We start from the raw sequence: 13,523 nt of genomic DNA, 5'->3' as shown, positions 1-13,523 counted from the left end.
GTCCTGCTGTCAGGGCGTCTGATCAGCTAGGAATAGCTTGCGCATACCGAGAGCCGCTCCCTTCTATCGGAAGCGGCCTCGGTCCCAATGCTGCGATGCTATCGGGCGAGATTCACTTGGGCTTATCCACCGCCAGGAGGATGTTCGTCCCGTTTTGGCGGCTTAGGCTTTTCAGCCGGGTGGGGTGGTGCTGCATGCGGTGGCGCTGCACGAGGAGGTTGCGCGCCAGGATGGGGCATCGGTGCAGCGCCATGGAACGGTTGTTCGGCGGGCGGCGGTGCGTGCGGCACCGGCGCAGGCTCGGGGCGTGGTTGTGGTTGCGGCGCTTCGTGTGCCGGCTGATCGTTCACACCGCCTGCTGGCGCGGGCTCATTGGCCGGACGGTTGGCGGGTGTCGGATTCGGATGTGGTGCAAAGCCTGCGGAGCGTGGTGCAGCGTTGTTCGGTTGCGCATTGTTCGCCGGATGTGGCTGTTCCGCCGCCGCTGGCATAGGTCCGCCAGGACCACGTGCCGCTACGACACCGGCTCCCGAAAAGGCGGCCGGACGTGAGGTTGCGGCAATCGTTGGATTACCGTGATTGACCGAAGCACGCAATGCCTGATTCTGAGCGGCCATCGCTACGTGTTGCTGCTGAGCAGCGACAGGCGGCGTGTGCTGCTCGCGCGCAAATGCTGCCTGCTCAGATGTCGGCTGCGCGGTCACGCCACCGTTGCCGCCGTTATAACTGACGTGATTGACAGTGACGTTGTTGACCACGGTCTGGTTGTACACATTGGTGACGTGCACGCCGCCGAACTGGTTGACCGACTGGTTGTAGTAGAAGCCGCCCGGGCCCCAGCGACCACCGGCATAACCATCGCCGGTATAGCCGTAGCCGTAATTGATGCCGCCGTAAAAGCCAACGCGGGTTCCCCAATAGCCTTCATGGAAAACATAGACGCCGTCACTCCAGCCCCAATAGCCCGGCGTCCACAGCGCGCCGACAAACGGCGCCATCACCCAAGTGCCCGGCACCCAGTAATAGCCGCCATCGCCCCACGCCCAATAACCCGGTGCCCATAGATAACCTGGTGCTGGTATCGGCGGTTGTTCGTACACTGGAAGCGGTGGCGGAGCGACGGTGATCGAGATGCCGATGCCGATTGCAGCGGCGTGAACCGATGCGGATGCAAGCGTGAATGCGACGCCTGAGAACGCAGTAGCCGTACTCAGTGCAAGAGCGCAGCCGTGTATCAGAGCCTTGCGTGTAAAAGCATGCTTTTTCATGACGTTCCTCGTTGACAGGATCGTACGTACACACGCTAGCGCAGTGAATTCAACGGGAAGCTGAGCAAGGCGATTTATTTTTTTGAAAATGACGTTTGGATCATGGCGGTTCTACGAAATGTAAACACCCAAGCGACTGTGTTCGTTGAGGTATTGGTGAAGCTAAATCAGATGTGACTGGCTATTTGGCATGACTCAGTCCTTTCACAAGGCTTACGTCATGCGGCTATGAATACGTGGAGAAAAATCGCGTGCTTGAACAAATTGGTGCGTGTGTAGGTAGGTGTTTCTATTTTGTGAACGTCATATCTCATAGCACTTCGAAGACTGCGGTCGACCAGAGGCGGTGATCGTGACGGGCAGGGAGGTTTGTCCTCTTATGCCACTTCGTTGGGGAGAAATGACGGTTTTGTGTGGTGACGAACAGGGCGCATGGCAGTTGAATTCCGATGCCGATTCTGGGGCGGCATCAGAAGTCTGCTGCACTCCATGGTGAGTTGATCGGGACATGGTCCGGATCCCGCCGCCGTGAACGGATCAGCCATCGTCGCTGACCGGGATGGTCGTTCTGACATAAGCAGGGAGACTTTCTGAAAAGTCTTCTCGGGCAGATTTTGTTCAGTGGCATGACGCCACAGGGGAGAGGTAAGCAAGATGAGTCGTATCGCATGTGCACGTTCTGTATTGGCATTGGCCTGTATCCTGGCGCTTACGCAACGCGCTCATGCGCAGACGCTGTCACAACCAACCACCATTCCTTTGGATGTGATTACTGAGTCCGGTGGCGGATTTACCGAGGACCGGCTTGGTATCAATGTGGGCGTCAATGGCGCCGCGCCCGAGGAATACATTTTTGATACCGGCTCGACCGCCTTCAATATCGATGTGGGCTCAGGCAGCGCTGGACAACCGTGGTTTCCCATCGTGTCGGGCACGCCGATCACACCCACCTCTCCCGCGCTTACGCTCTATGGCAACGGCACTTACGGCAATCTCGGCGCCAATACCACGGTGTCGAGCGTGCAGTTTTACAACTCATCGTCCAACGCGTTGGCAGCCAGCTTCACAAACGGCCAGGGTATTCCCGTTCTTATCAACCAAGGAGCTGTAGCGACTGCGGGCAGCCTGAACGGTGATCAGGCGGGCGCACAGGTAGGCTATTACCTGCCGGCCTATGGGTATGCCTATACGTTTGCCGAGATCGCGGCGGCTCAGGCCGCTGGCGTCACTGTGAACACGCAGGGTGAGCTTCCTATCTATCTGGATGCAACCTGGCAGCAAAACCTCAACCAAGGCATCGGTCCCGAAGACGGCGGTGCCTTCAAGCTGTTTGGCATTTTCGGCGCTGGTGAATTCAGCAGCAACAGTATCCTGGGCAATCTCACCACCAGCGGGTACATCGTCGCGGCCAACGCCGAACAGGGCAGTCCACAAAACTGCACTGGCTGCGGTCATGTGATTTTGAATCTTACGCCGGCGCTGCGCGCCCAGTTCATCAGCCTGGTGCCCTGGAATGGCGGAGGCCAGGGGACATTCCCATTATCGGGTGCGCCCGTGTCGGCCAACCAGTTTGATCTGAATTTTGCTTACACACTCAATGGCGGCAAGTACAGCGCTACGCTGCAAACCTTGCTCGACTCGGGTACACCGACGATCTATCTCAACGATGCCGGCCTGTTATCCAGCGAAACAGCGGCTGGTCATGTCGATCAGTACGGAAACGAGAATCCCGGTGTCACTCTCACCATGACGGGCGCCGCGCCGGGCGCGCAGCCAACGTCGATCATAACGGGCAATGACAATTCCGGTGACCAGAGCAATGTTGTAACGCCTGGCAACACCATCTATCCCAATGGAGCTGGAGAAAGCGATCCCGACACCAGTCCTGGCCAAGCGCTCTACGGTATTTCGTTCTTCTTCAACAATTCGGTGATGTACGACCTGCAGAACCAGGAGACCGGATACACGCCGTTCTTTGTCTCGATCAATCCGATCTCAACGGCAAATAGTGGTTACACGATTTCCGCAGCGATGGCGCCACAAGGCATCGCCGGCATCATCTCGGGTAGCGGACCGTTGATCATTGCTTCAGGCGGTGCAGCACAGCTTACCGGCACGAACACGTATACCGGTGCAACACTCATTGCTCAGAATGGCTGGCTTGGTCTGGCCGGCCCTGGCAGTATTGCGGATTCTTCGGGGGTGCAGGCAGACGGCACGCTGGACATCTCTCGCATCTCAGGCCCGGCATTGATTCAATCGCTTTCGGGTGCGGGTAATGTGGAGTTGGGCGCCAGTACTCTCGAATTGACCAACGCTTCGAGCACCTTTGCGGGCGTGCTGGCAGATGGTGGATTGGTTGGCGGCACTGGTGGCAGCCTGATCATTGCTCGCGGCGTGGAAACGCTGACGGGCATCAATACTTTCACTGGTAGCACCGGCATCAGTCCAGCAGGCACGCTGGTGCTCAATGGTTCGCTCGCCGGTAGCGTGGTCGATGCCGGCCTGCTGGAAGGACGCGGCGCTATGGGTGGTGGTGTGGTTGTAACGGGTGCGATTGCGCCCGGCAATGGTATTGGCACGTATCAGACGCTTACTGTGGCGGGTAATTATTTGCAGAGCGCCGGCTCGGTCTATGTCGGGCAACTCGATTTGCAGCAGTCCGGCATATCCAGTCAAATTCTGGTGAATGGCAAAGCGGTGTTGGCGCCTGGCGCCATGGTCAGTGTCGTTCCATCGACGGGACAATTGTTCAACAAGGGCGCGCGCTACACCTTGCTCACTGCAGATCAGGGACTTATCGGCACGTACACGCTCGCTGGCGATACGTCACTGAGCGCAGTGTTGGCGATCACCCCTCTCTACGATGCCGACCACTTCTATCTCGACGTCACCCAGCAACAGTCATTGATGAATGTGGGGCAGACACGCAACCAAGTGGCAACGCTCACTGCGATCCAGGCTCTGCCCACATCCAGCGCGCCATTCATCGCGGTGACCAATCTTCAGACCGATTCGCAGATCCGCTATGCGGCAGATCAGTTGTCGGGTGAAGTCCACGCCAGCGCGCAGAACGTGTTTCTGGAAGACAGCCGCTTCGTGCGCGATGCCGTGACCAACCGTCTGCGCGAGGCTGGCCCGGATGGTCAGAATCTCGATGAGACATCCGGCCAGATGGTCAAGACACAGGCCAATGGCCTGGCGTGGTGGGGACAGTTCGTCGGTTCGTGGGGCCATGAAGACAGCAATGGCGACGATGCATCCATGTCGCACACGCTCGGTGGATTCCTGGTCGGTGCCGATATGGCGGTTGGCAGCGACAGCCGTATCGGTGTTGTCAGCGGTTACACCCAGACATCGATTGACGTAAATCAGCGTGGTTCCAATGTATCCAGCGACGATGTGCATCTGGGCGCCTATGCAGGCACGCAACTGGGTGCACTGGGACTTAGCCTCGGTGCGGCGTATACGCAGCATTCATTTGATGTGAACCGTTTGATCTCTTTGCCTAGCTATGGTGGTCCTCTGCGCGATAGCAGTGACGCGTATACGGCCCAGCTGTTTGGCGAGGCAGATTATCGCTTCCACTTCAAATCCTTCACGTTGGAGCCGTTCGCGCAGGGTGCCTATGTGCGACTCAATACGGATGGTTCGCAGGAGTATGGCGGCCCGACGGCCTTGTCCATGACCGGCGATAACCACTCGGCGACGTACACAACGCTAGGCTCGCATGCGTCCACTCATTTCGTGTTCAACGGTGATTTCTTCACGGCGCACGCAAGCCTGGGGTGGCGTCACGCTTTCGGTAATGTGCAGCCGGATGCGGTGATGGCCTTCGCAAATGGTGATCCGTTCACCGTGGAAGGTCTTCCCATTGCGCGCAATGCTTTAGCCGTAGATACAGGGATCGACCTGCACGTGAACAAGCAGGCAACGATCAGCCTGTCCTACAACGGGCAGATTGCCGCGCATGCTGTGGATAGTGGCTTCAAGGGCGGTTTTACCTGGCAGTTCTAACTGTCCAACGGGTTGATTGCCCTGGCATTGCCCTGGCTCAAGCCTGGGCAATCAACCCGTTCTGTTGCGCGCCAGAGCTCAGAACAAAGTCGTGCTGATCGTCAGATACCACTGTCGCGGCGCGCCCACGTAGTACGTCGGCGAGGACTCCGCCGCGTCGATCGTGGGACTGGCGGGCAGGGCGAGATAATGCCGGTTGAGGATGTTCAGCAGATTCAGCGCAATCGTGGTCTTGTGCAGGACGCTGAAGTCGGGCAATTCGTAGCTGGCGCTGCCGTTGACGGTGAAGTTGGATGCGACGCGCTCGCTGTTAAGGAAGTCGCCGTATTCGCTGCCGGTGAACTTGCCGTTTAGGTTAAGCGTCAGGCCATTTTCAGAGTAACGCGCGCCGAAGTACGCCATATTGCGTGGTGTGCCGGGAAACTGTTTGCCGGCCGTGTTGTAAGACGCAGCCGCGGTGTCTGCGGTAGCGGGCAAGTACAGATCGTTTTTCACCTGCGCCTGCGTATAGGAGTAGGAGCTGTACAGGCTTACGCCGTGACCGAGGTCCAGATTGCCTTCCGCCTCGAAGCCGGCCATGCGTACCGGCCCGGCATTGATGTAGTAGTTGATGAACGTATCCGGATCGAGGCCGACTGCGGTGCGGTTGCCCATGTTGGCAAGATAGGCATCGGTGTGCACAGTCCACGGGCCATCGGTAAAGCGCCAGCCCAGTTCGTTGGACCATGCACTTTCCGGCAGCGGCGCGGGCAAGTGCAGAAGGGAGTTGCCGTAGGTGGACGAATCCTGCGGTGCACGGAAGGTGCGGGTGATACTGTAGTAAATCTGGTTGTTGTCATCCGGCTTCCACGATGCACCCAGCGAAGGCAGGAAGCGGTGATAGCGGTCGTCGGTATTCTCGTACGAAGTCCAATCGGCCGGATCAGGATTGCCAGGATACAGCGCGAACTGGTTTTCGCGGTCGGTGTGTAAGTAAGCAAAGCCGGCGTTGATCGTCCATGCATCGCTGGGATTCCAGGTGTCCTGGATGAAAGCTTTCTCCACCGTGGTGAGGTCGTATTCCTGATAGTTCTTCCACGGAAGGCCGTTGCTGTAGGTGAGTACGTCGCGGTCACCCCAGATCGCATCCGGCTCGCCGGTTTGCGGATCCACATATTGCCCGTCGATGTACTCAAGCTGGCGGGAACGTTCGTACCAGATACCCCAGTCAAGCGTATTGTCCAGGCCAAGATCCAGCGTGAACTTGGCATTGATGCCAGGGCGATAAGTGATCGGCCGATAGGCCTCCAGTACTGCGTAATACGAACCGCTGGCCGCCTGGTTGGCCTGCACTTGAGGCTGGCCATTGGCGCCTGTCTGCAGCGGCAGGAAACCGGCGAAGCTGCCGTTGCCGTCGCCGAACTGGAAGTAAGGGATAACCGAGAGCGACAGGTTCTGGCTCAGCTTGAACTCGCCATCCAGGCTTGCTACCCAGGATTTGAAGGGATTCTGGTATAGCTTGTAGTAGCTGTTTTGCGTGAAGAACGCCGGATCGCTATAGAGCTGGCTGGCAGTAAATCCGCCGGAGGGCGTCGGCGCCCATGTGGTGCCGTAATCGTAGTGATAGCCGTACTGGTTCACCTGAGCCTTGGTCAACGGCTGATAGAAATAGTTTTCTTCGTGGTTGTAGTTGAAGTTGGCGGTAATGCTGTTGCTATCGTTGATGGTCCATACCGACTTGGCCTGGACACGATGAATATCGTCCTGGCCGCCGCCACGCCACTTGTCATCAGAGTTCTGCGATATCGAAATCCAGCTGCGCACCGGACCCGTATCGCCGGTGTTGATGCGGATATAAGTGCTCCGCGCGTCATCGCTGCCGAAGCTTTGTCCTGCGAAGATATTGAAATTCTGCGTCGGCGTCTTGGTGATGAAGCTGACGTGACCACCGACTGCGCCCAGATCAGGCATGTCCAGATCGGCCGAGCCTGGCGACACGGTGATCGATTCGTAGTTACGCGCTTCGCCGTATTCGGAGGCGTAAGGGATGTAGTCGCCGGCATCATTCACCGGCACGCCATCGAGCGTCACGCCGATCTCGCTGGCGTTGAAGCCGCGGATCGTATAGCTACTGGAGTCGGTCAAGCCAAAGCCGTCGTAAGAGGCGGAGTTGACGCCGGGTGCACTGTTGATCATCTGGGTGTAGTCGGCGGTTATCGGTTGTTCCGCGATGGCCTGTGCGGAAATCGTCGATACCTGCTTGGGCTGATCCTGCGTGGCCATCAAGCCACCCGCAAGCGTCTGGGCGTTGACGTTGACGGTCGATAGCGTGGTGCTTTTGTGCGCTTTATCGGTTGTGTCGGTCGAGCCGGTAGCTTGTGCTTGCTGATCATCAGCATGGACGGAACTTGTGCTGCCCAGGGCCAAGGCGGCGGCCAGCGCAAGCCAGAGAATGGTGTGACGGCGAACTGCGGATGTAGGCATGCCTGATCTATCCCCAAAGAGTGTCTGCCAAAAACATCGTGAGCCTTGGCTGTCGCCAGCGCCCTGTTTGAATGCTTATTGCAAGGGCATCGCCCGAAGCGCTAGCCATACAGACGGCTAAGCGGCTTCCTCCCTCATGCTGCGATGTCACATTTTGTTTATCGTATTGACACGGCGTTGTCCAGTTGGAACTGGCGATGGGGCCTTATTCCTTGTCGGACTTTCCAAGTAACACAATGGAAAACCTTGGGATAAATTGGGTCTGCGGGACTTTTTCGGCAAGGGGGCACCGTTTCAAGGACTTCCATACGGATTGTGCTTTCGCAACATATTGCGATGGGTTTGCAGGGTGGGCGTGCTGTCGTGAATACTCGGAGCCATGTCCCGGTCTATCCGTCTGGACATCCAAATTAAAGATCCAGCTCATCGACACAGGGGAATTCATGAAGATCCGTCTTGCGCTGCTCATAGCGTTGCTTTCCTTGCAGTTGGCTTCCTGTGCGACTACTTCCTCGCCATCGGCTTCTGCGACCTTGCAAGGCGACACGGCGCATCCTGGGCAAACCCAGGGATGGGTAGATACCCGGCTGTATTTCGGTCTCGGACCTGCCGACCAGCCCAGCCAAGGCATCAGCGAATCCCAGTGGCGCGCTTTCCTCGACAAAGAGGTCACGCCGCGCTTTCCCGATGGCCTGAGTGTGATCGACGTATATGGGCAATGGCAGGGGAAGCAGGAGACGCAGCCGGAACGCCTGCATTCCAAGTTGCTGGTGATCGATTATCCCGATACGCCTGAAAACCGCAGCAAGATCGAGGCGATCCGCGCGGCGTGGAAGCAGCGCACCGGAGATCAGTCGGTGTTGCGGGTGACGCAGCCCGCGGATGTGTCGTTTTGATTTGCCGTTTGTCGCATCACGTATCAGGTGTGAAAGTCAGGTCTAGCCTTGCTGTCATTCCACGCGTTGCAGCGATCATTGTTATCTCGCACAACTCATAGAGACTTGCGTGAACACACCAAGCAAAGCCCCGATCTTCGTAAGCAGCGACTTCAACGGTTTCCTCGGGCTGTTGGTAGACAACCTGTCTGTGATGGCCTTTCTCGCCACGGCGTTGATCGGCATTTTCGGTTTCCCGGCCGATTTGATTTACACCCGCATGCTCCCTGGCACTACGCTTGGCGTGTTGCTGGGCAACCTTGCTTATTTCTTCATGGCGCGTCGCGTCGCAAAGCGCACAGGCAACGTTGATACCACGGCGATGCCGCTCGGCGTCGATGCGCCGACCAGCATCGGCATGGCGTTGCTGGTGCTTGGGCCGGCCTTCCTGAGCTACAAGCAAGCCGGCATGGATGAACACGCTGCAGCGATAGCTACCTGGCAACTTGGCATGGCATCACTGGTGGTGATGGGTATTCTCAAAACCGTGTTGTCGTTCTTCGGGCCGATGGTGCAGCGGCATGTACCACGCGCGGGTTTGCTTGGGTCTATCGCGGGCATCGCGCTGGTATTGATGGGCTTTCTGCCGTTGCTGGAAATTATGAAGGTGCCGTTGGTGGGCTTTGCGGGGCTGGGTGTCGTGCTCTATGCCTTGGTGGCCCGCGGCCGCATGCCGTGGAATCTGCCCGGTGTGTTGGTGGCGTTCGTGATTGGCTTGCTGTTGTACGAAGTACTTGGCCGAATAGGTTGGTTGGGGCATGGCTATCACGCCATGGCTGCCTGGCAGTGGCGTTTCGCTCTGCCGTGGCCGACCTTGCAGTGGGTGCATGGCCTGCCGCTTACGATTCCGTATCTGCCATTGATTCTGCCGTTCGGCTTGCTGATGGTGGTCGGCGGTATCAACGTCACAGAAAGCGCACGCGCCGCGGGTGATGACTACAACACGCGCGATATTCTGCTGGTGGAAGCGCTAGCAACGCTGGTTGCCGGTTTCTGTGGTGGCGTTGCGCAAACCACGCCCTACATCGGTCAGCCTGCTTACCGCGCGATGGGCGCCCGCACGGGCTATGTGCTCATCACGGGACTCGTGGTCGGACTTGGCGGCATGCTCGGCTATCTGTCCAATCTGGTGGAAATGTTGCCACTCGCGGTGCTAGCCCCCATCCTGATCTTTGTCGCCATCAGCATCACCACCCAGGCGTTCGAGGCGACACCAACGCGTTATGCCGGAGCGGTGGTTTTCAGCTTTTTTCCCGCCATTGCGGACATGGTAGTGATCAAACTCGGTGATCCCAACTATGTGCCGCACGAACATTTCATTGCGCTTTACAACGACGCGTCGCAAGGTATTTCCGAGCTGGCGGTGATCAATGTGCTCGGGAACGGCTTCATCATCACATCGATGATCTGGGCCAGTTTCGTCGTCGCGATGATTGACGGAAAACCGTTGCGCTCAGCATGCATTTTAGTGCTTGGCGGCGTCTTGACGTTATTCGGTGTGATTCACTCTGTAGTGCCGGGTGGGAGTCTGTATCTGCCATGGGCACTCGATCCGACCTCGCGCGCGATTGCGCTGCAATTTGCCGGTGCTTATCTGGTGTTGGCACTCGTGCTCGCAGTGCTGTCCCTTTCTCGCCGTGAAGGTGAGGGCAGTTTGGGTTAGTTCTGCCTAACCCAACAAAACACCGCGAAATGTTGGGTTACCCCGGATCAAGTCCGGGGTAACCCAAACTGGGCTTTCAGGCCGCTGCGCTGGCGGTCCAATGTGCTTTAAGTTCCTTGTTGAAATCTTCCGGTCGCTCTTCCGGAAAGAAGATGCGCGCGGCATTGAATTCGAGACGCTTCTTTGTGCCCGGTATGGTCTTTTGCAACCAGTGCGACCATTTCACATCAAAATAAATATCGTCCGTCGCCCAGGCGACCAACGTCGGGGCTTGCAGGCGCTTGAGCTGGTCTTCGATCTGGACGGTATGACGGCAGTCGAACGCATTGACGAAGCGCTCGATATCGTGAGTCCGCTTGGGTGAGCGCAGGAAGGGGCGAAGATAGGTTTCGATGGTGTCGTCGGTAACCGCTTCCGGGTGCTCGTAAGCTGGCCCCAGTGCTTGTGGCGAACGATAAACCGATTTGTCGGCCAGCATGGTTTTCAAGGTATCCGGCAGGCCACCTGCGGCGACCATGGCAACAAATGGCTTGAACGGTTCGGGTGGCCAGTTGTCGTGCGTATCGCAATTGGTCAGCGTGAGGCTGCGAATTCGTTCCGGGTAAAGCGCCGCAAAGATCTGGCAGATGCCTCCTCCACTGTCATTGCCGACAAGGTCTACTTTGTCGATCTTCAATGCATCCAGGAATTGGGCCAGCATGTGCGCATTGGCCGTGACCGACACATCCTGCCCGGCGGCGATCTCCGTATCGCCATGGGCTAGCAGATCAACGGCGATACAGCGACGAATTTCTCCGAGCTGCGTGAGTTGATGACGCCACAGATAGCTGTTGAGCAGCACGCCATGTACGAACAGGGCGACCGGACCTTTGCCGTATTCAACATAGTTGATCGTGCCGGACGGCGTTTCGGCCTTGTGTTGATGACTGAAAAAGTCTTTGCTGTTCATGGCGCCTGCTCCTTGCTGGCTTCACGCAATTTCTGCGCGCATTCTTCACAGCACACTTCCACAGTGCGGTTACCGACCTTGACCTGGATGGCATTTTCGTCGAGGGGGTAGTCACAGGCTGCACAGGTTTTCTGGTTCATGGTGTTGTCTCTTTGGTGACCCGGTGGGTAGACGTAGGAGACCATTGGCCATGAGGCGGCGCTGTCGAAATCTTTAGTGATTTGGGGTGACCTGCCGGACGCGAAGGCTGGGTCAGCGGAACCCGGATCTTTTTATTCCCAGCATGGAATCACGTCGCTTCAAGGCTTACGGCTTCGCCCGAAATGTCACCACCAGCACATCCCGATGCGCCTCTTCGCCTGCAGCTAGCGGCGTCACCGCCGTTACCCCGTGAAACACGCGTGGATCGTGGATCAACGCCGAATCCAGCGGGCGCGTCAAGGTGAAATCGCCCAAGGGTTTTCCATCCGGGGCATGGATGGACGTTGTGCCGCTGGCGATGTTGTGCCGGTCCACCAGCAACACCAGAACAAAATCCACGCCGTCCCGATGACTGCCTTCTGGTGTAGGTTCACCAGCTTCGCCAGTGTTGGCTTCGATGCGGAATTGGTGCACTTCCACATGCCACTGTGATATGCCGAACGCCAACGAGCTGAAGAAGCCGTTGCAGAACGTGAGGATGGTGCGAAGGCTGGCTCCGTTTGCCATCGCAGGTTCGATCGGCTCAAACCAGCGTTCGATATCGCCTTGTAGCGCGTTGTATTGCAGCGATTGAAAGTGCGGCTGATGCGGGGCGAGTTCGATGGTGCCGTTCGCGCGTGCGGTGAACGTGGCGTGCCGCCTACGGCGGAAGCGACCTTTTGCGGCAAGATACGGATCGGGCCCAAGCCGGTTCCAACTTTCCGCAAAGTGTGTCCAGTCGGACAAACCACCGGCAGATTGCAGCAGTGGCTGCATGGTGTCTGCAGTGACGAAGCAGAAGCCGTCACGTTGTACGGCGTCGAACAGCGAAGGGGTAGGCGAGTTGAGCGACGTAGGCATGGCGTGATTATAGGAGCTTGGATTGGGCCAGCGCATGGGGCGAGAGGTGGCCATTTGCGGGCATTGGCTTGTAGTGGGCTCAGACGCTAGTCTTTAGCCCCCGCTTCGATCCGCACGTCACGTGGAGTGTTTATGGACAAAGAGACGCTTCGCGCCTACGACAACGAATCAGGCGGTTTTGCGGACGAGTGGGAGCGGCAGCCACCGCCCGAGGATATGTATGCGTGGCTGACTCGCTATTTTTCGCCAGGTCTCACAGCTGATATCGGTTGTGGCTCTGGCCGGGATGCAGCCTGGTTGCACTCTCATGGCTTTGAGACTATTGGTTACGACGCATCGGAAGGGTTGCTGGTGCAAGCACGGGCTCGCCATCCGCAGTTGCGCTTCGTGCGGGCAGTATTGCCGGAGCTGGATGGCGTGCCACCGGCGCACTTTCGCAATGTGCTGTGCGAGACCGTCATCATGCATCTGGAACCCGACCAGATTGCGCCGGCGGTGCAGCGCCTGCTCGGTATCCTTGAACCCGGTGGCATCCTTTACCTAAGCTGGCGAGTCACCGAAGGCGCGTCGCAGCGCGACAAGCATCAACGGTTGTATGCCTCGTTCAATCCGTCGCTGGTGCGCGACGCTTGTGTGGGCAACGACATGCTGTACGACAAGGAAGAGATCAACCTGTCGTCAGGAAAGCCTGTTCATCGGCTGATCGTTCGCAGGTCTGGCAGATAAAAGAGCGCCCCATGCGGGGCGCTCCAGTCATTTGACCAGCTTAACGCGTACCCAGCATGTCGATACGGGAGACACCATGCGCTTTGGCTTTGGACAGCACGCGGGCGACTGTGTCATAGGCCACATCGTCGGAAGCATCTATCTGCAGGGCAGGTTGCGTAGCCTGTGCAGACATGATGCCAAGTTGGGTGTCCAGTTGTCGTTCGGTGATCAGCGCATCATTCCAATACATCTGGCCATCCGAATGAATGGCCAGATGGATGGGCTTAGTAGGATCCGGCGCGGATTTCTGCGAGGCTTGTGGAAGATCCATCGCTGCCTTGTGCATCACGATGGGCGAAGTGATCATGAAAATGATCAGCAGTACCAGCAATACGTCGACGAGCGGTGTGACGTTGATGTTGACCATGACGTCACGAGATGCACCTGCAGAGAAAGCCATAGTTCTTCCTCCCGGACGA

General features: G+C 57.7%; 10 protein-coding genes. 4 read left to right on the top strand and 6 right to left on the bottom strand.

Translation table 11 applies throughout. The features are described 5' to 3' along the window. Positions 1-122: 122 nt before the first annotated feature. Positions 123-1,268 carry a YXWGXW repeat-containing protein gene (locus ISN74_RS13720; protein WP_203546617.1) on the bottom strand — a complete coding sequence of 382 codons (1,146 nt, stop codon included), beginning with the start codon at positions 1,266-1,268 and terminating at the stop codon, positions 123-125. Positions 1,269-1,922: 654 nt separating this feature from the next. On the opposite strand from ISN74_RS13720, the gene ISN74_RS13715 reads away from it, so the two are divergent. Further along, positions 1,923-5,285: an autotransporter outer membrane beta-barrel domain-containing protein gene (locus tag ISN74_RS13715; RefSeq protein ID WP_188799768.1), complete on the top strand. Its 3,363-nt coding sequence runs from the start codon at positions 1,923-1,925 to the stop codon at positions 5,283-5,285. A gap of 78 nt (positions 5,286-5,363) precedes the next feature. Here the strand turns inward: ISN74_RS13715 and ISN74_RS13710 are convergent, their stop codons facing one another. Beyond that, the gene (locus ISN74_RS13710; RefSeq protein WP_188799767.1) at positions 5,364-7,748 is read right to left on the bottom strand and encodes a TonB-dependent receptor family protein; all 2,385 of its coding nucleotides are present in this window, start codon (positions 7,746-7,748) and stop codon (positions 5,364-5,366) included. 443 nt (positions 7,749-8,191) lie between these two features. On the opposite strand from ISN74_RS13710, the gene ISN74_RS13705 reads away from it, so the two are divergent. Together ISN74_RS13705 and ISN74_RS13700 are read left to right on the top strand one after the other, a co-directional pair. Continuing rightward, positions 8,192-8,644: a DUF3574 domain-containing protein gene (locus ISN74_RS13705; protein ID WP_188799766.1), complete on the top strand. Its 453-nt coding sequence runs from the start codon at positions 8,192-8,194 to the stop codon at positions 8,642-8,644. Between the two features lie 109 nt (positions 8,645-8,753). Continuing rightward, positions 8,754-10,346: a SulP family inorganic anion transporter gene (locus ISN74_RS13700; RefSeq protein WP_188799765.1), complete on the top strand. Its 1,593-nt coding sequence runs from the start codon at positions 8,754-8,756 to the stop codon at positions 10,344-10,346. Between the two features lie 76 nt (positions 10,347-10,422). Here ISN74_RS13700 and ISN74_RS13695 read toward each other — a convergent pair whose 3' ends face one another. From ISN74_RS13695 to ISN74_RS13685, 3 genes are all read right to left on the bottom strand, one after another. Further along, positions 10,423-11,295, bottom strand: a complete 873-nt coding sequence (locus ISN74_RS13695; RefSeq protein ID WP_188799764.1) for an alpha/beta fold hydrolase — start codon at positions 11,293-11,295, stop codon at positions 10,423-10,425. Further along, entirely contained in the window at positions 11,292-11,435 is a 144-nt protein-coding gene (locus ISN74_RS13690; protein ID WP_188799763.1) for a hypothetical protein, read from the bottom strand. Before ISN74_RS13690 ends, ISN74_RS13695 begins: the two co-directional genes overlap by 4 nt. Before the next feature lie 166 nt (positions 11,436-11,601). Next, entirely contained in the window at positions 11,602-12,336 is a 735-nt protein-coding gene (locus tag ISN74_RS13685; RefSeq protein ID WP_188799762.1) for a 2OG-Fe dioxygenase family protein, read from the bottom strand. A gap of 132 nt (positions 12,337-12,468) precedes the next feature. On the opposite strand from ISN74_RS13685, the gene ISN74_RS13680 reads away from it, so the two are divergent. Next, the gene (locus ISN74_RS13680) at positions 12,469-13,062 is read left to right on the top strand and encodes a class I SAM-dependent methyltransferase (protein ID WP_188799761.1); all 594 of its coding nucleotides are present in this window, start codon (positions 12,469-12,471) and stop codon (positions 13,060-13,062) included. A gap of 40 nt (positions 13,063-13,102) precedes the next feature. Here the strand turns inward: ISN74_RS13680 and ISN74_RS13675 are convergent, their stop codons facing one another. Further along, a complete protein-coding gene (locus ISN74_RS13675) occupies positions 13,103-13,504 on the bottom strand; it encodes an ExbD/TolR family protein (protein WP_188799760.1) in 402 nt (133 codons plus the stop codon). Positions 13,505-13,523 lie beyond the last annotated feature (19 nt).

The organism is Dyella caseinilytica, assembly GCF_016865235.1.
Classification (GTDB): Bacteria; Pseudomonadota; Gammaproteobacteria; order Xanthomonadales; family Rhodanobacteraceae; genus Dyella_B; species Dyella_B caseinilytica.
This window is presented reverse-complemented; position numbering and strand designations above follow the sequence as displayed.

Coding starts and splice junctions, on each gene's coding strand:
- ISN74_RS13695 (WP_188799764.1), bottom strand. CDS start 11,295: ATGAACAGCAAAGACTTTTTCAGTCATCAACACAAGGCCGAAACGCCG.
- ISN74_RS13690 (WP_188799763.1), bottom strand. CDS start 11,435: ATGAACCAGAAAACCTGTGCAGCCTGTGACTACCCCCTCGACGAAAAT.
- ISN74_RS13675 (WP_188799760.1), bottom strand. CDS start 13,504: ATGGCTTTCTCTGCAGGTGCATCTCGTGACGTCATGGTCAACATCAAC.
- ISN74_RS13720 (WP_203546617.1), bottom strand. CDS start 1,268: ATGAAAAAGCATGCTTTTACACGCAAGGCTCTGATACACGGCTGCGCT.
- ISN74_RS13680 (WP_188799761.1), top strand. CDS start 12,469: ATGGACAAAGAGACGCTTCGCGCCTACGACAACGAATCAGGCGGTTTT.
- ISN74_RS13685 (WP_188799762.1), bottom strand. CDS start 12,336: ATGCCTACGTCGCTCAACTCGCCTACCCCTTCGCTGTTCGACGCCGTA.
- ISN74_RS13705 (WP_188799766.1), top strand. CDS start 8,192: ATGAAGATCCGTCTTGCGCTGCTCATAGCGTTGCTTTCCTTGCAGTTG.
- ISN74_RS13715 (WP_188799768.1), top strand. CDS start 1,923: ATGAGTCGTATCGCATGTGCACGTTCTGTATTGGCATTGGCCTGTATC.
- ISN74_RS13710 (WP_188799767.1), bottom strand. CDS start 7,748: ATGCCTACATCCGCAGTTCGCCGTCACACCATTCTCTGGCTTGCGCTG.